Origin of the sequence: Helicobacter mustelae, from assembly GCF_900476215.1 — a bacterium.
GTDB classification, from domain to species: Bacteria; Campylobacterota; Campylobacteria; order Campylobacterales; family Helicobacteraceae; genus Helicobacter_H; species Helicobacter_H mustelae.
On record NZ_LS483446.1, the window covers coordinates 823,109 to 845,623 of the forward strand.

Below are 22,515 nucleotides of genomic sequence, written 5' to 3' on the forward strand. Positions count from 1 at the left end.
TTTTTTAGACTTTGGGGTTATTTTCATTTCAGGGGAATGGAATGGACATCTATGACAAAAATCTCACCGTACTCAAGCGCAAAGATCCTCTTTTGGCTCTAGCACTCATGCAAGTAAGGGCCAATGAAAAATTTGAAGTGTATATGGATGGCAAGGATCCCGCAGATTTCAACATCATCCAAAAAAAAGACTTCAAGCCGCTGTTTACCCACAAGCCGCTGGAGGAATGTCTGCAAAAAATTTCAGATTTTGTGCCCTATAGCTATTATCCCTATTTGTATTTTTATGGGTTGGGGAATGGGGTGTTTTACAAAATGCTTTTAGGCAATGAGCAGCTCAAGCGCCTTGTAATCATCGAGCCAGAGATTGAGATTTTGTTCATCGTGCTTAATCTCGTGGATTTTAGCGAGGAGATTTGGAGCGATCGAGTGATTTTGCTCTACGGACCTCATTGCAATAGCGTGATGATTGACTCACTTTTCCTGATGGACAAAAAAAGCAAGCTCTACTCCAAGGTCTATGATTTGCATGTGTTTAATTTCTTTTATGAAAGCTATCAAGAAAATATCAAGGCAATTAGCAGGGATTTTATTGAGGTGATTGAGCATAATGTCATCAGCGTAGGAAATGACACAAGGGATGCCATCATCGGCCTGCAGCAGCATATTGCAAACCTCCCAGATATGCTAGCCTCTCCCACGCTCATTAGTCTCATCAAAGAGCTAAAAAATCGCGATACTGCAATCATTGTCTCCACTGGTCCAAGCCTTAGCAAGCAAATTCCCCTATTAAAAAGTATCGCCCCTTATGTGAGCATTTTTTGCATCGATGCTTCTTTTCCTATTTTGCATAAGCATGGCATCAAGCCTGATATCGTGCTCTCTCTTGAGCGCGTAGAGGCCACGGCAAAATTCTATACCAACACGCCAAAAGAAGCCCAAGAAGGCGTGATTTTTGCCATCACCTCCATCGTGCACAAGAGCCTAAAAGATGCTATCACTAAGGGTATTAAGCAGTTTTCTATGCGCCCTTTTGGCTATACCAATATGTTTGGATTCCATCAATATGGATATTTGGGAATTGGGATGAGTGCTGCAAATATGGCCTATGAAATGGTGGTGCATTCGAGATTTAAGCGCTGTATTTTAATTGGGCAGGATTTAGCCTTTGGTACGGATGGCAGCTCTCATGCTTTGGATGCGGTTTATGGAAGCAGGGAAATCAAACCTAAAGAGGAAAAGGTATTTGTAGAGAAATATGGCGGGGGTGGCGAAGTGGAAACTACGCTTGTATGGAAGCTGTTTTTGCAATTTTTTGAGACAGATATCGCGCACACTCCTTATAAGATCGAAGTAATCAATGCCACTGAGGGAGGTGCGCGGATCCATGGAGCCATAGAAATGCCCTTCATAGAAGCCATCAAAGATATCCCCAAAACCCCAAAGACTCCCATAGTCTTGCAAACTCCAAGCAAGGAAGAATATGACAAAAATCTCGCCCTTGCAATCCAAAAATGCCAGCATATTGTGGAATATGGCACGGAGAAAAAAACACAGATTGAAGAGTTGTTTTTGAAAATTGCCAAATTTACTGAAGAGATTGAGGAACTACATCGCCAAAATGCGCTGGATAGAATTGATTTTGAAGAGGTTGGCGCATTGAATGAGGAGCTTGATGGGGTCAAAAAGCTCTTTGAAGAGGTGGATTTTGTGAATTATTTTAGCGATGCGATTCAGTCTTATATCTTTCACCAAGAGCTAGACATCGCTAAGATTCTTGTGCGCTATACAAAAAATGAAGAAGAGCGCAAGGCCAAACAGCTAGAATGGCTCTATGCGCATAAATACTGGCTTTTCTCGCTGGCTGGAGGCATGGACTGTGTGATTGAGATTGTAAGAAAGTCCATCTGTGATTTAACAGAAATTGAGTAGAATTCGCAAAAAATTTCAGAGAAAAGTTTGAGAAATGATAAAAGTTTATGGGATTCCTAATTGTGGAAGTGTGAAAAAAGCAAGAGAGTTTTTAGAAAATAGGGGCGTTGGTTATGAATTTGTAGATTTCAAAAAATGCCCACCATCAAAAGAGTTGCTAGAATCTTGGGTCAAAGAAAAGGGTATAGATGTGGTGCTCAATGCCAAGGGCATGACATACAAAAAACTAAGACTCAAGGAGAAAAATCTAAGCACTGAGGAGAAAATCACTGCCTGCCTAGAGAATCCAAGCCTCATCAAGCGCCCTGTGATCTTGGGGGGAAAAGAGCTTATTATTGGATTTGATGAGCGCTCTTATGAGGTCGTCTTTTGCTAAGGTTTGGTAGTGTATTTGGACTTTTATTTTTTCTCTTTTTGCTAGGCTGCAGTCACAAACTTCAAGTCACCACTCCCACATTGCCCCAGGATGTAAATCACTACCTTACACATCAAATGAGCCTGGGGCTCCCTATGCCGCCCAATATTCAAGATATCTTGGCAAAGAAATATCTAGAGCAGTGGTATAGCCCTTGGTCCTCTGCCCCCAATCCCAAACGCTCAGAGGTTTTTTGGGTGGCTCCATCTCTAAAAAAAATCCAAAGCTATGGCCCCAATCTCAAGCCCTATCCCCCAGAAGAGATCCAAAAAATCTATGATTCCATGGATATGGGACATTATCCCTCTGCTAAAATCAAAGCCATCATCACAGAAGACACCGCTGTGCGCGCGGTGCCATCCAGCCTGCCGCGCTACAAATCCCAGACAAATTTTCCCTTTGATCGTTGGCAAAATTCTCTGATCTTTCAGGGCACACCTGTCTTGATTACGCATTACAATCTCACTCGTGATTGGGCGCATATCCAAAGCAGCTTTGTCTATGGCTGGGTCAAGGTGAGCCAACTCGCCAAGATCACAGACAAGGATGAGAAATTTTTGACGACAAAAAAAAGCTACATCATCCCCAATCGTGACCACATTCCCATCTATGATGAACACAAAGATTTTTTGGCCATGGCGCGCATGGGTGAGATCTTCCCCATAGAAGAAGAAAACAAAGATCATTATGCAATCGCACTAGTTTATAGACGCGGGGATGGGAGTGTAGGGTTTAAGAGGGCGATGGTGGATAAGAAGGATTTTTCTTTATTTCCCAAGAAGCTGGATGCAGAGAATATGGCCAAGATTATTGATAGTATGATGGGGCAGTTTTATGCCTGGGGAGGGAAACTAGATAGCAGGGATTGCTCTGCATTTATCCGTGATAGCTTTGCAAATTTTGGCATCTATTTGCCCAGAAACTCTGCTGCACAAGCAAAATATCCAGGCAATATGGTAGACTTGAAATCCATGACTCCCAAACAAAAGGAACAATACATTCTGAAAAATGCCACACCCTTTGCCACGCTTTTGTGGCTCAAGGGGCATATTATGCTTTATTTGGGAGAGCATGAGGGTAGGGCAGTGGTGGCCCATAGCATTTGGAGTGTGACGAGCGAAAAAAATTTCGTCAAATCAGAGAACTTGTTTGGAAGCGTGGTGATTACGACATTGGTTCCAGCCAAAAATGGAATCTTTTCCAAGCAAAAAACATTGCTAGATAGGGTTTTGGGGATGTCAGATATTTATGCTTATGTTTTGAATTTGGGAGAGGAGAAAAAATGAAAAAAATCCTAGGTGTTTGGATGGTTTTGTTTGGTTTTGTTTTGGCACAGGTCAAGGTGGCTGTGAGCATCCAGCCTCAGGAGTTTTTTGTGCAAAAAATTGGAGGAGATTTGGTGCAAACCTATGTGCTTGTACCTCCTAGCAAAAATCCTGAGAATTATGAGCCCTTGATCTCACAGATGAAATCTCTAAAAGATGCGCAGCTCTACCTTGGCATTGGAATGGATTTTGAAGAGCGGTGGAAGATGCGATTTGCCAGCGCAAACCCAAAAATGGAATTTGTCAATCTCGCAGCGATGCAAGAAGAATTCCCGCATGAAGATTCTCATGATGAAAAAGATCATCACGATGAGGATCGCCATGATGTTCATGTATGGATGTCCATGGAATTTGCATTCAAACAAGCTGAGAAAATTACAGAGCTTTTGAGCGCAAAAGATCCCAAAAATGCAGCGATATATCACAAAAATCTCGAGAGCTTTTTGCAAGAGCTCAAAAATCTCGATCAAAAAATCAAGCAGATTTTTGCGCAAAAGGGAGTCAAAAAGGAATTTTTGGTATTTCATCCTGCATTTGAATACCTAGCCAAAGAATATGATCTCACAGAATGGGCAGTGGAAGAGCATAACAAAGAGGCAAAGATTAAACACCTCCAAAAGATTAATCGCATCATTAAAACTCAGGATCTGAAAGTCATCTACATGCAGCCCCAATTCTCCCAAAGACAGGTGGAACTCCTAGCAAAAACCCATCATCTCAAAATCTCTACGCTAGATCCATTTGCTAGGCAGTGGGATAAAAATTTGCTAGACATTGTCGAAAAAATCGCCTATCAAAAATAAGCATCCTAGAAGCGAGGGAGTCAAATGAGCAGGGGTGAAAACAGGAGTAGGGCAGGGGATGAGATTGGCAGTGGAGATAACACTAAAGTTTCTAGCACTACTGATGTGAGTAGCGCGCGTGATGGCACTAAAGTTTCTGGGGAGGGGCAAGCCTCAGTGGCGAGTGTGAAGGAGATTTTTACAGGTCATGAAAAAAATCTAGCAAGTCAAAAAAACACATTGGAGCGTGCAAAATCCCCGCACCAAAACCCCAGCGCAATTACTGGTGAGCAAAAAGAAGCAGTGATTACCTGCAGGGATTTGTATTTTGCCTATACTAGAGACTATGTGCTAAAAAATGTAAATTTTCAAGTCCATAAAAATGATTTTTTGGCAGTGATTGGGCCTAATGGTGGAGGCAAGACCACATTGATTAAATTACTGCTAGGACTGCTGCAACCAAGCAGTGGGGAGATTATTTTCCAAGAGGGCATGAGGGAGAAGATTGGCTATGTACCCCAAGATACCAGCATCAACACAGATTTCCCCATCCAGGTGATGGATGTGGTGCGTATGGGATTTTTGAGGCCCAGTCTTTTTGGTTTTCGCACCCAAAAAAAAGATGATAGAGAGGCTATGAAGATTTTAGAGCGCCTTGGCATCGCACATCTATCCACCAAAAAAATCGGTGAACTATCTGGTGGTCAGAGGCAGAGAGTTTTGATTGCGCGGGCATTATGCGGGAATCCAAAGATCATCGTGCTGGATGAACCCACTTCCAATATTGATTCTAAGACCCAGAAGGAAATTTATCATTTATTGAAGCAATTGAGTGAATTTCATACTATAATTGTGATTAGTCATGACATATCCGTCTTACTTGGTTTTGCTTCCAAAGTCTTGTCTGTGAATAAAGAAGTCATTAGCCATGATATGCCAAAACTGGAATTATCTATAGATGGCCATATATGCGAGATTGATATTTTGAATAAAATGCTAGAAAGGGAATAAAATGCGTGAGTTTGATGTAGTGATTATTGGTGGAGGCGTTTCTGGTTGCGCGGCTTTTTATGTTTTGAGTGAATATACAAATGTCAAAAGCATCGCCATCGTGGACAAATGTGATAAATGGGCAAATATTAGCTCAAGCTCCAAGGCAAATTCTCAAACCATTCATGATGGCTCGATTGAAACCAATTACACCGCAGAGAAAGCAAAAAAGGTGCGTCTATCTGCACTCAAAGTACGAAACTATGCCTTGCAGAAAAATCTGCAAAATAAAGTCATCTTTGAAGATCAAAAAATGGCCATTGGCATAGGTGACAAAGAATGCGATGTGATGAAGCAGCGTTATGAGGATTTTTTAGATGTATTTCCTGACATGCAGTTTTTTGATAAGCAAAAAATCAAGCTCCTAGAGCCCAAGGTTATCGAGGGATATGATGGGAGAGATAGATTTGAAGATGTCGTAGGCATGGGATATGAAAAAGCATGGTGTGCGATGAATTTTGGGCTTTTGAGTGAGCATTTTATAGAAGAGGGCATGAACAAGGGCAAGGAAAATCAGACATTTTTGAATTTCTGGGTAAAAAAAATCGAGCCTAGGGGCGATGGCTATGCAGTTATCTCAAAGGAAAATGAAGAAATTTATGCGAAGTTTGTATTAGTGGATGCAGGCTCTTATGCACTGCCACTGGCTCAATCTATGGGTTATGGAATGGATTTGGGATGTTTGCCTGTGGCGGGGAGTTTTTATTTTGTACCAGATCTTTTGCGCGGCAAGGTTTACACAGTGCAAAATCCAAAACTTCCCTTTGCTGCATTACATGGGGATCCTGATGTGGTCATCAAAGGCAAGACTCGTATCGGCCCCACTGCGCTTGCGATGCCAAAGCTAGAGCGCGGCAAGCATTGGTATAGCAAATTAAGCCTAGAGCTTTTAAAGCTCGATCTTAATATGGATGTGATGAAAATCGCTGCAGATTTGCTGATGGATAAGGAAATCCGAGACTATGTAATCAAAAATATGATTTTTGAGATGCCCTATATCGGAAAGCGCAAGTTTTTGAAAGATGCACGCAAAATCATCCCCTCCCTCCGACTCTCTGATTTGCATTATGCAGAGGGATTTGGAGAAGTGCGTCCTCAGGTGCTAGATAGAAAGGCGCGCAAACTTGTGCTTGGGGAGAAAAAGATTGCCACACAAAGGGGTATCACCTTCAATATGACGCCATCCCCTGGAGCGACTAGCTGCCTGCAAAATGCCATGATTGATGCTGAGGAGATTGTACAGTATTTGCAATGTAATTTTGAAAAAGAGAGATTTTTAAAAGAGTTGTGCCCAGAAGAATTAGATGCTTGATTTTTTCAGAGACTATCCCTTTTTATACAACGCTTTTCTTGCTTCCTTCCTCATTAGTATTTGCGCAGGCATCGTAGGTTCTATTGTTGTATCAAGCAAGAGCGTATTTTTGACAGGGGGTGTCGCACATGGGGCCTTTGGCGGAGTGGGTCTAGCGCTGTTTTTTGGCTTTAGCGCCACTCTTGGTGCGAGCATTGCTGCGGTGTTGATGGCGCTTTTAATTTCTTTTATCTACTTTAGATACAAAAATTTCCTAGATAGCTATGTCGCAGCACTTTGGGCGTTTGGCATGGCCATAGGGGTCATTTGCATCGACCTCTCCAAGGGCTATGGCAGCGATATCTCAAGCTATCTTTTTGGCAGCATCATCGCAGTAAGCACACAGGATCTGTGGCGCATCGGGATCTTTGATGGCATTTTAATCCTCTTTGTTTCTGTTTTTTATCGTGAGATTCTTAGCATTTTTTATGACACAGAATTCTGCCAGCTCAAAAAAATCCCCACCACATTCTTTCAGATCCTAATTTTTATCTTTGTCTCTTTGGGTGTGGTCATGAGCATGAGTGCTGCTGGACTCATCCTAGTCATCTCCATCCTCTCCATCCCCGCATACATCGCCCATGTCTTTGCATCCTCACTCAGAGAGCAGATGTTTTATTCTTGGATTTTTTCACTCTGCTTCATGTGGGGTGGATTTTATCTTTCTTACAAAATGGATCTCAGCATCGGGGCCTGTGTGGTCGTAGTATCTGTGGTTTCCATGGCAGCGCTCCTTTTGGGGAATAGAATTTGCAGGAGGTTTTTGGTATGCAAGAAGTAGAAAAAATGATGAAAAAGGTCATTTTTTTGGGAATGTTGATCGTGTTTTTGTTAGCATTCTTGCTGATTACCTTGGGCGTCCTAGCCAATATCAGCGCGGAGCATACCAAAGAAATTAGAAAATTACAAAAAAAGGTGGAGTTGCTTGAAAAAAATCATTAATTTACTTACATCAGGATTCCTTTTTTTGGGGCTAGCCCATGGACTAGATGACTATTCAAACTATCGCAGCAAACCCCAAAAGCACAAAAACAAAAGAAACAAAAATTCCCAAGGAAACTCAAACTCCAATCCCTCAGGCAAAGTCGTAGGCGGACTGGATGTCGGGATAGAATATTATCGCTACCAAGAACCTGGTGTGATGAAAATCTCTGGCCCGATGATGACTTTTTATGGCGATGTGGGCTATGTAAAAAGTTTTTTCAAAATTCAGGCAGATGGATATTTTTCTACATCCCTTGGTGCCAATCACTATGATGGTGCACTGCAAAACAATCAGACTCGCGCCGTGACTCCCTATACTGCTGATTCCAAGGACTGGTATGGTGCCATTAATGGCAAGGTTGGAGTCACTCTTTTTCCTCAAAACAAGCAGTTTGTCTTTGCTTACGTGGGGCTTGGCTATCGTTTCTTGCACAATAATGTCGTCTCAGACTACGCCTATGGACGTGATCAGGGCTATCTCTACATCCCCATTGGTGTCATGGGAGAGATCCCTGTAAAGAGCACTTTTTCAATCCTTGGCGCAGTGGAATATCGCTTTTTGATCATCGGAAACAATGTCAGTGGCTTCAAGAAGCTAGGCTATGATAACAATCTGCATTTCGTCCAGCGTGGTGGAAGTGGGGGCAGGCTCTCTGTGGGAGGGAAATTCTATCTGAGTAATGGTGGCGCGGTGCGCGTGAAGCTGTATTATGATTTTTGGCAGATTGATCACTCAAACGTTGTCGCTGCCAAAAAAGGTGGACAGGTTCAAGGGTTTTTCGTAGAGCCCAAAAACAACACCATGGTGCTGGGTGCTAGCATTGGTTATGTGTTTTAACCCCGCGCACGCATGGGGGTTATCTTTGTTGCAAGCCCCCGATGCATCCTGTGACATCGGCCTGTGCACAAATTTCAAAAAATCTCACACAATTTTTTAAAATCCTCTGTGATTTATCTTCACTTCCACGCAAAAAATAAACCCCCCAAAAAAACTTTTAAAGATCATCTAGGAGGCTGGCAGCCTTGTAGAGATGATCTTTGTCAAAATGCGTATAAATCCTGCTGGTGTCTAGGCTAGCATGCCCTAGAGTCTCTTGAACTAAAATGAGATCTTTATGCTTTTGATAAAGCAGGGTAGCAAAGGAATGACGCAGCATATGCGCACCCATTTTTTCTTTTTTGATGCCAGCATACTGCAAAATCGAGTCCACCATCCTATAGATGTAGGCCTGTGACAGGGGGGCGCCATGTTTGTTGCAAAACAAAAGATGATGCTCAATGGTTGGGATTTTAGCCCGCTCCGTGAGCCATTGTTTGAGATCTTCTTGCAAGACCCTTGGGCGCACCATCAAGACCCGAGTTTTGTCCCCCTTGCCTCGTACATTGAGTAGATAAAAATCCCCCTCAAGTCTGAGATCTTTGAGGCCTAGATAGAGTGCCTCGCTGATGCGCATACCTGTGTAGATGATGAGTTTGATGATGGCGCGATCCCTGCAAAACATAGGTGTGCTGGGATAATTTTGCAGCGCATTTAAAAAGCCTTCAATCTCTTCTTTTTTGAGATAAGCAGGGAGTTTTGGGCTAGCGTTTTTGATGGGAATTTTTAGCGTGATTCCAAAGATGTAGGATTGTGAGGGAGCGATTTCATTTTGCCCATCGATGTAGCCAAAGAGCCCAAGCAGCGCGATGCGATAATTTTTGCGCGTCTGGGTGCTTAGAGCACTGGTATAAATGGCCAAAAAATCATTCAATACCTCTTCATCGATTTCTTTGAGCGAGGAGAGATTTTTTTGTGCGATGTATTCATAGAATTTCATCAAAGGATTGGCATAGGTGTTGATGCCAATGAGGCCAGAGTTCCTAGCCATCTTGCAGATTTCTTGCAGTCTAGTGATACTAGGGACTTCATTTTGCAATGCCTCCAGGCACAGAAAAATCTTTTCTCTATTTTTTACGAAGCGATTAGACAAAGTGGTGATTTTATTGCGCAAAAATCTACGCAGCCAATCAAGCAGATTTTGCGCAGGACTCTTGCTGGAAAGCTCTAGTGGATATTTCATGAATCAGCTTTGGATTTCTTGGCTTTTTTGAGTAATTCTGCGATCAAAAAAGCAAGTTCGATGGATTGAGTGGCATTGAGCCTTGGGTCACACTGGGTGTCATAATTGTGCGCAAGCGTGTTTTCTGTGATGGCCTGCGAGCCCCCGATGCATTCTGTGACATTGGCCCCTGTCATCTCTAGATGGATCCCACCAGCATGGCTGCCAAAGCTTTGATGTATGGAAAAAAAGGATTGGATCTCAGAGAGAATGCTTTGAAAATCTCTTGTTTTATAGCCGTTGTTTGCCTTGATGGTATTGCCATGCATAGGATCACAACTCCAAAGGATGCTGCGCTTTTCTTTGAGCACGCATTCTAGCAGTTTTGGGAAACGCTCTTCTATGAGCTTTGCACCCATGCGTACGATGAGATTCAGGCGCCCTGGCTCATTTTGCGGATTGAGGGCGTCACAAAGTCCCAAAATTTCTTCTTTGGTCGCATTGGGTCCGATCTTGACTCCGATGGGGTTTTTGACTCCGCGCAAAAATTCGATATGCGCGCCATCTAGATCCCTGGTGCGCTCCCCGATCCAAAGCATATGCGCAGAACAATCATAAAAATCCCCACTCAAGCTATCCTCTCGCACCAACTGCTCTTCATAATGCAGCAGCAATGCCTCATGACTGGTGTAGAAATCCGTCTCTTTGAGTGCAGGGGTATTTTGGGGATTGATCCCACAAGCCTCCATGAAGCCCAGGGTCTCTGTGATACGATCTGCAAGTGCTTCATATTGCCTGCCAAAGGTATTGTTTTTGACAAAATCCAGATTCCATTGATGGACCTCTTTGAGATCTGCAAGCCCTCCTTGTGCAAAAGCACGCAAAAGATTGAGTGTTGCAGCACTTTGATGGTAGGCTTGCAGCATGCGTTTGGGATTGGCATCACGGCTAGATGCATCAAAAGTAGTATCATTGATAATATCGCCTCGGTAGCTAGGAAGAGAGACATTATTGAGTGTTTCTACTTCACTAGAGCGGGGTTTGGCAAATTGGCCTGCAAGCCTTCCTACTTTGATGATGGGACAGCTGCCTGCAAAAGTGAGAATCGCGCTCATTTGAAGAATGATTTTAAACAAATCTCTAATGTTTATCGCGCTAAATTGAGAGAAGGATTCTGCACAATCCCCTCCCTGCAGCAAAAAGGCCTCGCCTTGGCTGGCTAGAGCAAAGGCCTTTTTGAGTTTGCGCGCTTCCCCTGCAAAGATCAAGGGAGGATAGCGCCTGAGCTCTTCTTCTATGCTTTGCAGGGACTCTGCATCTGCATAGATAGGGTGTTGTTTGATAGGAAAATCTCTCCAAGATTTAGGATGCCAATTTTTCATAAAATTCCCTTAAAATTTTGTGGCTCTGCTTATTAGAATGCGATCTTATCGCTTGCATGAGCTCGCTTTTTGCATCACTTGCATAAGCCCTCATTGTAGCAAAATATGCTATAATCCCAGAATTTTTTTGGAGAATGTAGCAAAATATGCTATAATCCCAGAATTTTTTGGAGAATTTGAATGGTTTTTGATGAAGAATTATTGGCAAAGTTGCAGCGTCTAGCAATGATAGAGATTGAAGAAGAGAAAAAAGAGCAAATCGCAAAAAATTTAAGCGATGTCACTGCATTCATGGATAATCTCAAACATGTGGATACTGATGGTATAGAAATCCATCACACCCAAAGCACACCATTGCGCCAAGATGTGATTAAGAAGGAAGGCTCCCTAGCACAAGAGGTGCTCAAACACGCCCCACAAGCACAGGATGGATATTTCATCGTGCCAAAAATCATCGAATAATCATGATGGCACAAAAATCATGCAGGATGATCCCAATCCTGTGGGCTATTGGAATTGTTTTTTTTGCATTACTGGGGTTGGTTGCAGTTGGAGTGATGCAGGGAAGAGAGTGGGTGCAAAGCACGGATTTATTTTTCCTTGATCTTGTGCGCAATCCTGCGCCGAGCTTTGGGGCGTGGCTTGATTTTGTGCAATTTAGCACTTGGTTTGCCCAATCCAAGCTCATCGCTCCCATAGCTCTGCTGATTGCTCTTTGGTGGGTGTTGCAAAGACGCCTAGCTTTGGGGCTGTGGTTTTTTTCCAGTGTGTTGCTTGGTGAAATCGCACTAAAAATACTCAAACACATTTTCCAGCGCCCAAGGCCTGCCACCAATGGGGAGCTGTATCTAGCCCATGGCTTTAGCTTCCCCAGTGGCCACGCCCTAGCAGCCGCGCTTTTTTATGGTTTGTTGGCTTTTTTGCTGTGTTTTTCCAAAGCAAGCACGCGCGCAAAAACAGCTGGCGCTGTATTTTTACTTTTTTGGATTTTTTTGATGATGTATGATCGGGTGTATCTTGGGGTGCATTATCCCACAGATGTGCTAGGAGGGTTTTTGCTTGGCATGGGTTGGTCGTGTTGTTCTATGGGGCTTTATCTTTGGTTTCACAAGTTTTAGCTTTTTTCCGCGAGAGTTTTAGCGCTCTTTGCACTATTTGTATAACGCCCCTCCACTCCTTGAGCGGGTTTTTCTTTTTCTCTCGATAAGCTCGAGGCCTCTTTCCCTCGCAAAAAAGGCTTTAACTCCTCCCCGCTCCTCTTATGCCCAAAAAATGCCGCCGCTTTTTTGGCAAAGAAGAGGAGAGCCTCGCTTTTCCACTTCTAGCAAAAAAAAGCGGAAGCACTTCTGCTTCCTTAGTTCTCTTTTTTTTGCACCACGAAGTGGGCGAGAGATTAGGACTCGTCATCTTAGTGGTCTTATAATAGCTTCAAACATTCTGAAAAATTTCCCTGCAGACAGCGTTAGCTTCTGCGAAAAAAGTAGAGCATGTAGGGGTGGGGGATGGATAAGGGGGAGGGAGCGACTTTGCATATTTAAGCCCCTCCCCCTTGTCAAAGAAAAAGAAGCAACCCCCGCAGGGGATAGAGAAACCCCCTCGAGTCATCGAGGGGAAATACAGAGACTGCAGCACAGGCGGTGATACAGCGCAAGATAAGCGAGGAAAGAAGTCTTGCGTTTATTGAGGAAAAAACCCTTCTGGGGCTATTGCAGAGAAAAAAACGCCCTAGCAGCCATGGAAAAAAAGCGTTTCTTTAAAACGGTGCAATAAAAAAATAAGTCTTTTGCGTAATAGAAGAAAAATGTGTTGGATTTAGTGCAGTAAGATCCTTGCCAGGGGGCGTAATTTGATCTACTCCCTGACCACCTCGCGTACTGCGCGGTAAGAATGCTCCGCGCGCATTTGTGTTTTTTTGCACCAAAAATGCGCAGAAATAAACTAAAATAAATGCTTCCAAAAATCCAATAAAAACTTTGAGAAAGTGCCCAAGCGCGTTAAAACCAGAGAAAAGCCGCACTCAAAATCAACTAGGCGTCTAAAACAAATTAAAATCAAATGAAAATAAAGAAAGCGAGGTTTTATGCATAATTTCCCTTTTTTGAATAACAATCTCTTCACAAGCTACACCCTATTGATAGATTTTCCACAAATCTATGAATTTGAGAAAAATGCCACGCAGGCAAAAGAGGCATTTGAAGCCATCAAAGCCCTCTATCAAAAAGAAAAATTCCAAAGACAAAATGAACATCAATTCGAAGATGATTTCATTTCCAAAGTGCTTGAGGTCCTAGGCTGGGAAGTAATCCGCCAAGAGGAAAAAATCATCCAAGGAAAGCTGGATAAACCAGATTTCTTGCTTTTTGCAAGTAAAGAAGCAAAAGAGCAATATTTAAAAATCCCAAAAGAAGAGAGAAGGGCTAGCAATGAATTTATTTCTGTGATCTTAGAATCTAAGGCCTATCATGTAGAAGTGGACAACAAAAAAATCAAAGACAATCCCCATTTCCAACTTTTGCGCTATCTAAGCAGTTTGAAGCTAGATTTTGGATTTCTTAGCAATGGCAGGGTCTGGAGATTTTATGATAATTCTAAGCTCAGTAGCCAAAAAATCTTTTATGAAATTCATTTAGAAGAGCTGCTAGAGAGAGGAGGGCTAGAAGACTTTCACTATTTCTATCATATTTTTCGTGCGAGCAATTTCACCAAAACTCCCGCAAGCCAAAGCAGCCTGAATCAAATCCTAGAAAAAAACACATCATCCAAAATCGCCATAGAAGATGATCTCCAATCCCTCATCTATGGGATCAATGGCAAGGATTCTTTGTTTGAAAAAATCGGCTCTTGTATCTATGAGAGAAATCCTGATGCAAAACTTTCAGACATCTATCAAAACACGCTTTATTTTGTTTTTCGCCTGCTTTTTATCGCCTATTTTGAAGATAAATTCGATTGCTTACTTTCCTTGCATTCCACTTTCAAAGACAAAATGAGTCTCTATAGGCTGCTAGAAGAGCTGCAAGCTCAAGACAAAAAGCAAAATTCTTTTTTGGGACTTGTGCGACTAGAAGAGATTTTTAGGATCTACAATGAGGGCAATCCCAATTTGGATATGCCCATCTTTAATGGTGGGCTTTTTGATGAGGCCAATGCCCCGCTACTCAAAACTCCCAAAATCTTTGATGATGAGGTTTTGTTCTCCATTCTAGATTCTTTATTCAATTACCAAAGTCAAAACAACTCTTTTAGGCGCGATTATCGCACCTTGAGTGTCGCACATCTGGGCACGATTTATGAGGGGCTGCTGTCTTATTTTTTTGCTAGAGCAGAGGAGGAGATTTTTTATCTTGTGTATGCACCCAAAAAAGGAGGCAAAACTAGCTCTATTGAGGGTTATTTTGATAGCTATGATATGGCAAAGATTCAGAAAGATTGCAAAATCCACCGCACCGAGCAGTACAAAAAAGGGCAGATCTATCTCAAAAACACCAGCAATTCTCGCAAAAGCACCGCAAGCTTTTATACGCCAGAATCCATTACAAAATTCTTAGTTCAATCCGCCTTAAAAGATAGGCTAAATGATTCCAATATCCTGCATTTCAAGATCTTAGATAATGCCTGTGGAAGTGGGCATTTTCTCATCACTGCATTGCAAGCCATCACCTCAATCATCCAAGAGGATTTTGAATCCTTCCCTGCGTTAAAAAATCTCTATGAACAAGAAAAGCAAAGCGTGCAAAAAAATATCACGCAATATATAGAGGGCTATGAAGCCGATGAAAGCGATATTTTAAAAAGGCTCCTGCTTAAGCGCGTGATTTTTGGAGTGGATCTCAATCCCTTTAGCATCGAGCTTACTAAGCTCTCCCTTTGGATTGATAGCTTCATCTTTGGCACGCCTTTAAGCTTTTTGGAGCATCATATCAAATGCGGCAATGCCCTCATTGGCACAAGCATAGAGGAATTTCAAGATTACTTGCATACATTGCAACAAAAGAGCCAAAGCCTCTTTATTGATCATTTTTTGCAAAGGTTCAAGGATCTAAGTGAGGTTTTTGTCAAGCTAGATTCTATCAAAGACACTACAGAGAGTGAAATCAAAGAGAGCAAAAGGCTCTATAGAGAGGAGATCCTCCCTACATTAGAAAAGCTCAATCTCTACCTCAATGCGCTGAATGCAAGAGATTTCATGAATGCAGAGGAAAAAAAGCTCTGGCTAGAGCTTAGTAGAAGTGATGATATGGAGGCTCTCTGTGACGCCAAAGAATATGAGAGTTTGAGGCAAGCTATCCATGGCTATGCTAGGAAGTTTTCTTTTTTTAACTATGAGATTGAGTTCCCTGAAATTGTCCAAAATGATAGTTTTGTAGGATTCCAGGCCATTGTAGGCAATCCACCCTGGGATGAGACAAAGTTTAGTGATGCAGATTTTTTCCCGCAATATCAGAGCAACTACCGCACTCTGAAAAATAGTGAGAAAAAGGAGGTGCAAGAAAATCTACTGGCTAAAAGCTATATCAAAAAAGAATATCAAGAGACAAAGGCCTTCATAGATGCGCAAAATACCTATTACAAAGCACATTTTCCGCTAAATGCTGGCAGTGGAGATGGCAACTTGTTTCGCTTTTTTGTCGAGCGAAATCTCTCCCTCTTGGCTCCTAATGCGAGCCTAAATTATGTCCTGCCTAGTGCTTTGATGCTAGAAGAGGGAAGCTATGCCTTGCGCAAAGAGATTTTAGAAAACAAAAGCCTTGTGTATTTTTATAGCTTTGAAAACAGAGAGGGGGTATTTAATGACGTTCATCGTAGCTATAAATTTGCTTTGATGCAGGTAGTCAATGCCAAGTCAGAGCCAAGACACATGATGCAAACAATGTTTTATAAAACAAGCATTGAAGAAATCTATAATGAAGCAAACAAAATCCCGCTTACTCTGCAGGATATCAAGGCTCTAAGCCCCAAGCAACTCGCCCTGCAAGAAGTGCGAGGCAAGAGGGATCTAGAGATCTTGGCCAAATGCTATAGTGCCTTTGCCCCGCTGGATTTGCAGTGGCTTGATTTTCGCAGGGAATTAGATATGACATTGGATAAAGATTTGTTTCTAGAGGCTTATGAGCCAGGCTTATTGCCGCTCTATGAGGGCAAGATGATCCATCAATTTCACGCAGAGTTTGCTAAGCCACAATATTTTTTAAATACTGCGGATTTTGATAAGCGACTCAGAAGCAAGGAGATCTATCGCTTGAAGCAGGATCTAGGCATCGATCACAAAGCATATGAGAGACTTTTGGCATCGCTGTATCCAGAGAGAGACAAAGAGGAAGCAGAAGATGCTTTCCTAGTCTATGAAAGAGAATTTTATCGCTTGGGGTATAGAAAAATTGCCAGGGATACGGATGAGCGAACATTGATTTTTTCGCTTTTGCCAAAGAATGTTGGTTGTGGTGAAAATATGTGGCAACATATACCCAAAGAATATAAGTTAGAAAATAATCAAATCACTCATCATAAAGTGAGCCATTTAAGAATCTGCTTTGCCTTAGGGATTTTTAACTCTTTGGTGGTGGATTTTATCGCAAGAGGCATGATACAAATCAATGTAAATAAAACTTACTTAGAGCGGATCCCGCTCCCCCAGCCAGATGATAGAGAAATTTTAGACAATGCAGTTTATTTCTCCATCGCCAAAAATGCCCTGCTCTTGCAGCTTTATAATGACAAAAAGGCGCATTTTGAAGAACTAGCCAAAGAACTAGGCGTAGATGGCAGTGAGATCCCAAGCACCCAAAAAGCCTATGACATGCTAAAGGCAAAGCAAGATATCACGATCGCCAAGCTCTATGGATTAGATAAAGAGGAGTTTTGCTATCTTTTGGAGTCTTTCAAAGTCTTGCAGAGCAAACAACCCCACACCATCGCCTGTCTCAAAGCCATGTGGGAATAAGTTTTGTGCTTTTTGGTTTACAAATGCACTTCTTATGCTTTTTTATTTTCTTTGAAAAATCACAGCTTAGCTCTAAAATCTTATCATTATGTCTATAAATTAAGAATAGCGCGCTAGAATCAAGGGTTTTGTTTGAAAAATAGAGCAAAGCATCCCAAATATCACAATGAAGAAAGAGAAAAAATGACCATCGGAATAGTAATTGATAGCTACAATGATAGAAGCAATGGCACTTCTATGACGGCTTTTCGTTTCGCAAGAGAATTTGTCAAAAAGGGGCATGAGGTTCGCATCGTAGCCTGCAATGTAAGCAAGAGTATGAGCGATGAGGAGGATCTCAAGCTCTATCCCGTGAAGCAGAGATATATCCCCATCGTTACAGAGGTTTCTAAAAAACAGCATATGATTTTTGGCGCTCCTGATTTGGAGGTTTTGCAATCTGCTGTGGTGGGCTGTGATATCGTGCATTTTTATATGCCCTTTGCACTTGAGATTGCAGGGATGCATCTCTGCAGAAGCCTTCGTATCCCCTATATCAGTGCCTTTCATGTCCAGCCTCAGCATATCAGCTACAACATGAATATGAATTTTTCTTGGTTTAATACCTATCTTTTCAAAAGATTTTATAAGCATTTTTATCGCTACACCCATCACATCCATTGCCCGAGTAAATTCATCGAAAAAGAACTCCAAAGGGAAAATTATGGAGGCAAAAAATACACCATTAGCAATGGCTTTTTTGGTGGGGATAGGGTGATGGCAGATCCTTATGAAGACTCCTTTTTTCACATCGCTTCAGTGGGAAGATTTTCCAAAGAAAAAAAGCAAGACATCATCATCAAGGCCATAGCAAAAAATCCCTATGCCGATAAAATCAAACTGCATTTGCATGGTGTGGGGCCGCGGGAGAAATATCTCAAAAATCTCTGCAATAAGCTGCTTATCAATAAGCCAGAATTTGGATTTATCGATAATGGCGCATTGCTTGAAAAACTCGCAAAAATGCATCTTTATGTGCATGCAGCAAAGGTAGAGAGCGAGGCAATTTCTTGCCTTGAGGCCATATCTCTTGGAGTGGTGCCTGTAATCGCAGATTCAGAGACAAGCGCTACGGTGCAATTTGCCCTCGATCCTCTAAGTCTTTTTGAGGTCAATAATGTTGCAGATTTAAGCAATAAGATCACCTATTGGATCGAGCATCCAAAGGAGTTGCTAGCCTATAAGCAAAAATATGCAGAGTCTGCGCTGCAGTATTCTCTAGACAAAAGTATTGAAGAAACCCTGGGATTGTATGAAGAAGCAATCAGGGATTTTCGCGATCAGCCTGCCTTGTTTGATCGCATCAATGCATAAGGATTGATGTTTAGAATTTTTGTGCATGTGCTGTGCTTGTCTGTAGAGGATTTTTTAGAGGGATTGAAAAAAGTAAGCAGGATTTCAATGCCTTCCCCCCCCTTTTTTTTCACCGAGCTTTTTTCCTCCCTCCCGTGCACCCCACGCCCTCAGTGAGGGTTTTTAGCAATTCTCTCCATCATGTGGGGGTGGTGCCTGGGGTTTTTAAAAAAAACTTTTTTTCTCATTCTTAGCGCTGTTTTTGTTTCCTCGCTTAGGGTAAGTGGCTTTCTCGATGACTCAAGCAGCGTTTTCTCCACCCCCTTTGCGTGGGCTTTCTTTCCTCGAATAGCTTGAGCGGGTTTTTCTTTTTCTCTCGATAAGCCCAAGAGGCTTTTCTCGCAAAAAAGGCTTTAACTCCTCCCCGCTCCGTGCACCGCCTGCGCGCTGCACTCCCCAAAAAATGCCGCCGCTTTTTTGGCAAAGAAGAGGAGAGCCTCGCTTTTCCACTTCTAGCAAAAAAAGGGTGGAAGCACTTCTGCTTCCTTAGTTCTCTTTTTTTGCACCACGAAGCGGGCGAGAAGCCTAGCGCAAGTAGAGCGCAAGAAAAAAGTATTTGAAAAATCTCTGTGGGCAACTGCCCACGGTAAAAAGTAGAGCGTGTCGGAGTGGGGGATTTATAAGGGGGAGGGAGCGACTTTGCATATTTAAGCCCCTCCCCCTTGTCAAAGAAAAAAAGAGACTCTCCGCAGGGGATAGAGAAAGCCCCTCGAGTCATCGAGGGGAAAAAGCAGCCCACGTGATAGGCGGAAAAAAGAAACCTCTCGGGGGATAGAGGGAAAAAGTATCTCCCGCACAGGGGATTGGGGAAAAACCCCCGCAGGAAACACGCTTGCGGCAAACTAGAGAAAAAAGCAAACCCATTCAAGCATCGTAATCCTAGCCTTAAAGCTCTTAATGGTATTTTTAGCGGCTAGAGTGATGTTGTTTGTAGATGAGGATGCACTGCACCACAAAGGCAAAAAGCATGGCAAAATAAATAGAATTTTTGGAGAAATGATAATGGAGTGCATCAGCGATGAGACTCATGCCAATGAGACAGAGCGCGCAAAATGCTAGGATCCTGATTGCGGGATAGCGATTGATGAAATGCGAAATCGCCCCTGAGACAAAGAACATCACCGCCACGCTAGCGATGATGGCAATAGTGGCAAGCAAAGTGATATGCTTGGCATTACTTAAGATATCTTGAAGCATGCCAACAGCAGTGATCACAGAATCTAGAGAAAAAACAATGTCTAGGATGGTGATTTGCAGCACGCAGAGCCAAAAACTAGATTTTTTCCCATCCTCAAAAGCAGCGTGCTCCTCCTTGTGGGTTAGCTTCATATCTTTGAGCTCTGCAAGACTTTTGTAAATGAGAAAGATCCCTCCCAAAAGCAAAAAGATATCCTTGCCAGAAAAACTAAGGCTAGCAATAGGGAAGAGGGGATGGGTGAGTGTGATGATCCAAGCGATAGAAAAGAGCAGGGCAATGCGGCTAAACATGGCAAAAAATAGCCCCAGCATCCTGGCCTTTTTTTGCTCTGTGTGGGGGAGTTTGGCAGTGATAATGGAAAGAAAGACAAGATTATCAATCCCTAGCACGATTTCTAGAATGACTAAAATCCCCAAAACCCCCCATGTCTGAGGATCAAGCAGCCACATTTAGAGCCAGCCCTTTTTTTTGAAATAGATCACAGGTAGGATGGTGGAAATGATCATAATTCCAATGGCAAAGGGATATCCATGCGTCCAGTCTAACTCGGGCATATTTTTGAAGTTCATGCCATAGATGGTACCAATGAGAGTAGGGGGCATCATGGCCATGGTAGCCACAGTAAAAAGCTTGATGATTTTATTTTGCTCGATATTAATCTGATTGGTAAAGAGACTTTGCACATTGTCCAAAATATTCATATTCACAGTGGTAAATTCAATCAAGGAATTGAGGTCTTTTAAAACAATATTGAGATTTTTTTTGATATCCATGTCTATTTTGTCGCTTTTGAGCAGTGCGGTAATGGCGCGGCGCTTGTCTGCTAGGGAATCTCGCACACTCATATTGATTTCTTGGAGATTGCTTAGACGCTTGAGGATGTTGGTGTAATCCCCTTGATCTTTGTCAAAAACTTCTTTTCGCAGGATTTTGGTCTCCCATCCCACTTCCTCTAACATATCTGCATCTTTTTCTACGCGAACTTCATAGATCTTGCTAATGACATCAAAGCCATCTTCAAAATTTTTGGGACTTGCGAGCACGCGTTTTTGGATTTCATCAAAGACTTTGAAATCCCCATAACGGATGGTAAACAAGATGCCATTATAGAGGAGAAAGGTCACGGTTTCATTGTGGAGTTCCAGCTTTGCAGAACTCATCAAAAAAAAGCTATTGATGGTGATGCTTGTGCTATCCTCCCAATAACGAGAGCTCTGCTCGATTTCTTCGCGCTCCTCTTTGGTGGGGATGTCTAGCTTATAGGTTTTGGCAATATAGGCCACCTCTTCAAAAGTGGGATGCAAAAGATCGATCCATAAAATCACCTCATCTTCAAAATGCGTTTTTTTAATCCCACTAAAACTTTCCCTAGCAACAAAAGAGTTCCTCTTGATAAAAATATTCATCATTCTTTTTTGTCCAATACTTCAAATGCAGGCAAAATCTTACCTTCTAATAATTCTAGCGATGCGCCCCCACCAGTAGAAATAAAGCTCATATTTTCGCGCTCTCCTGCCCTATCTACTGCATCAGCTGTGTCTCCTCCACCCACCAGGGAAAAGGCATAGGTGTCACTGATGGCATGGGCTGTGGCAAAGGTCCCGCGTGAGAATCGAGTCTCTTCATAGACTCCCAGTGGGCCATTCCAGATGATGGTGTGGCTTGCACGAATCACTTGGCTAAAAAGCCTGGTAGTCGCAGGCCCCACATCCACTGCTATGAAATCCTGGGGAATGTCTTGGGCAGGGCAGGTTTTGATGAAATTTTGCTTCTCTATATCATCTGTGGCCACCACATCCACAGGCAGATAAATTTTTACTTTTTTTTGTGCAGCAAGCTTTAAGATGTGCTTGGCATCCTCTAGCAAGCCATTTTCTACAAAGGATTTTTGCATATCATAACCCAGTGCCTTCAAAAAGGTATTACTCATAGCCCCGCCGATGATGATTTTGTCTACCACATTCAAGATATTATGAAGCAAAGAAAGCTTAGAGCTTACCTTGCTGCCTCCAATAATGAGCAGCACGGGCTTGGCTGGATTGTCCAATGCCTTTGCAAAAGAGTGGATTTCTTTTTTTAGCAAGATGCCAGCGACTTTTTGCCTGGCAAATTTGGCCACTCCATAGGTGCTAGCATGACTCCTGTGGCTCGTACCAAAAGCATCATTTACAAATACATCACAAAGGCTTGCAAGCTTTTGACTAAATGCATCATCATTTTGTACTTCTTCTGGATAGAAACGGATATTTTCTAGGAGGATGACTGTGTTGTTTGTATTTTCCTGGAGTTCTTTGACTTGTTCAAGCGTCTCAGCAAAGGCGATATTTCTATCCAGCAAACGCTCCAGACGCTTGAGGATATGCCTAAGAGAGTATTTATTTTCTCTATTTTTTGGGCGTCCAAGATGGCTTACTAAAATGATATTTTTGGCGTGATTATCGATGCAGTAGTTGATTGTTGGTAACGCTTCTTTGATCCTTGTATCATCAGAAATATTAAAATCTTTATCCATGGGGACATTAAAATCCACACGGATCAAAACGCGCTGATTGGAAACATCCACATCCTTGATGCTCCTTGTTTTCTGCATGAAATTGATTCCAGCTACCATCATTCCTCCTTAGATTTTTTTGCTGGAATTTTAGCAGAATTCAAGCATTTCTTTTAAGCGAATTTCCCCAAATTCCATTGCAGTTTGTTGCATATTGTAATTGGGGATCATGCC

At 42.4% G+C, this 22,515-nt stretch carries 18 protein-coding genes; 13 read left to right on the forward strand and 5 right to left on the reverse strand.

What is annotated here, in order from left to right:
- Positions 1–41 precede the first annotated feature (41 nt).
- The 9 genes from DQN48_RS03865 to DQN48_RS03900 are packed head-to-tail and all read left to right on the forward strand — an operon-like array spanning position 42 to position 8,676.
- Positions 42–1,931 (forward strand): motility associated factor glycosyltransferase family protein, encoded by a 1,890-nt coding sequence (locus DQN48_RS03865; RefSeq protein WP_013023051.1) that lies wholly within the window; start codon positions 42–44, stop codon positions 1,929–1,931.
- A gap of 34 nt (positions 1,932–1,965) precedes the next feature.
- Complete coding sequence (locus tag DQN48_RS03870; protein ID WP_013023052.1) at positions 1,966–2,307, forward strand: arsenate reductase family protein; 342 nt, start codon at positions 1,966–1,968, stop codon at positions 2,305–2,307.
- Positions 2,301–3,632, forward strand: a complete 1,332-nt coding sequence (locus DQN48_RS03875) for an SH3 domain-containing C40 family peptidase (RefSeq protein WP_013023053.1) — start codon at positions 2,301–2,303, stop codon at positions 3,630–3,632. Before DQN48_RS03870 ends, DQN48_RS03875 begins: the two co-directional genes overlap by 7 nt.
- On the forward strand, positions 3,629–4,474 hold the full coding sequence (locus DQN48_RS03880) for a metal ABC transporter solute-binding protein, Zn/Mn family (RefSeq protein WP_013023054.1): 846 nt from the start codon (positions 3,629–3,631) through the stop codon (positions 4,472–4,474). Before DQN48_RS03875 ends, DQN48_RS03880 begins: the two co-directional genes overlap by 4 nt.
- A gap of 24 nt (positions 4,475–4,498) precedes the next feature.
- The gene (locus tag DQN48_RS03885) at positions 4,499–5,464 is read left to right on the forward strand and encodes a metal ABC transporter ATP-binding protein (protein ID WP_013023055.1); all 966 of its coding nucleotides are present in this window, start codon (positions 4,499–4,501) and stop codon (positions 5,462–5,464) included.
- Position 5,465: 1 nt separating this feature from the next.
- A complete protein-coding gene (locus DQN48_RS03890) occupies positions 5,466–6,815 on the forward strand; it encodes an FAD-dependent oxidoreductase (RefSeq protein ID WP_013023056.1) in 1,350 nt (449 codons plus the stop codon).
- Positions 6,808–7,635, forward strand: a complete 828-nt coding sequence (locus DQN48_RS03895) for a metal ABC transporter permease (protein WP_013023057.1) — start codon at positions 6,808–6,810, stop codon at positions 7,633–7,635. Before DQN48_RS03890 ends, DQN48_RS03895 begins: the two co-directional genes overlap by 8 nt.
- Entirely contained in the window at positions 7,623–7,796 is a 174-nt protein-coding gene (locus DQN48_RS07665; protein ID WP_013023058.1) for a hypothetical protein, read from the forward strand. Before DQN48_RS03895 ends, DQN48_RS07665 begins: the two co-directional genes overlap by 13 nt.
- A complete protein-coding gene (locus tag DQN48_RS03900) occupies positions 7,780–8,676 on the forward strand; it encodes a hypothetical protein (RefSeq protein ID WP_041913121.1) in 897 nt (298 codons plus the stop codon). The genes DQN48_RS07665 and DQN48_RS03900 overlap by 17 nt, the downstream gene beginning before the upstream one ends.
- 157 nt (positions 8,677–8,833) lie before the next feature.
- Here DQN48_RS03900 and DQN48_RS03905 read toward each other — a convergent pair whose 3' ends face one another.
- Both DQN48_RS03905 and DQN48_RS03910 read right to left on the reverse strand, forming a co-directional pair.
- The gene (locus DQN48_RS03905) at positions 8,834–9,898 is read right to left on the reverse strand and encodes a tyrosine-type recombinase/integrase (RefSeq protein WP_013023060.1); all 1,065 of its coding nucleotides are present in this window, start codon (positions 9,896–9,898) and stop codon (positions 8,834–8,836) included.
- Complete coding sequence (locus tag DQN48_RS03910) at positions 9,895–11,259, reverse strand: class II 3-deoxy-7-phosphoheptulonate synthase (RefSeq protein WP_013023061.1); 1,365 nt, start codon at positions 11,257–11,259, stop codon at positions 9,895–9,897. The genes DQN48_RS03905 and DQN48_RS03910 overlap by 4 nt, the downstream gene beginning before the upstream one ends.
- Positions 11,260–11,439: 180 nt before the next feature.
- Between DQN48_RS03910 and gatC the strand changes: the two genes are divergently transcribed.
- From gatC to DQN48_RS03935, 4 genes are all read left to right on the forward strand, one after another.
- A complete protein-coding gene (gatC, locus tag DQN48_RS03915) occupies positions 11,440–11,721 on the forward strand; it encodes an Asp-tRNA(Asn)/Glu-tRNA(Gln) amidotransferase subunit GatC (protein WP_013023062.1) in 282 nt (93 codons plus the stop codon).
- 2 nt (positions 11,722–11,723) lie between these two features.
- A complete protein-coding gene (locus DQN48_RS03920) occupies positions 11,724–12,377 on the forward strand; it encodes a phosphatase PAP2 family protein (RefSeq protein ID WP_041913122.1) in 654 nt (217 codons plus the stop codon).
- 962 nt (positions 12,378–13,339) lie between these two features.
- Positions 13,340–17,200, forward strand: coding sequence for an Eco57I restriction-modification methylase domain-containing protein (locus tag DQN48_RS03930; protein WP_013023066.1), 3,861 nt, complete (start codon positions 13,340–13,342; stop codon positions 17,198–17,200).
- A 183-nt stretch (positions 17,201–17,383) separates the two neighbouring features.
- Positions 17,384–18,553 (forward strand): glycosyltransferase, encoded by a 1,170-nt coding sequence (locus DQN48_RS03935; RefSeq protein ID WP_013023067.1) that lies wholly within the window; start codon positions 17,384–17,386, stop codon positions 18,551–18,553.
- Between the two features lie 945 nt (positions 18,554–19,498).
- Here DQN48_RS03935 and DQN48_RS03955 read toward each other — a convergent pair.
- Genes DQN48_RS03955 through DQN48_RS03965 form a run of 3 tightly spaced genes read right to left on the reverse strand, consistent with a single transcriptional unit; the run spans position 19,499 to position 22,401 of the window.
- Positions 19,499–20,239 (reverse strand): TerC family protein, encoded by a 741-nt coding sequence (locus tag DQN48_RS03955; RefSeq protein WP_013023069.1) that lies wholly within the window; start codon positions 20,237–20,239, stop codon positions 19,499–19,501.
- Positions 20,240–21,199: a magnesium/cobalt transporter CorA gene (gene corA / locus DQN48_RS03960; RefSeq protein ID WP_013023070.1), complete on the reverse strand. Its 960-nt coding sequence runs from the start codon at positions 21,197–21,199 to the stop codon at positions 20,240–20,242.
- Positions 21,196–22,401: a phosphoglycerate kinase gene (locus tag DQN48_RS03965; protein WP_013023071.1), complete on the reverse strand. Its 1,206-nt coding sequence runs from the start codon at positions 22,399–22,401 to the stop codon at positions 21,196–21,198. Before DQN48_RS03965 ends, corA begins: the two co-directional genes overlap by 4 nt.
- Between the last annotated feature and the right edge of the window lie 114 nt (positions 22,402–22,515).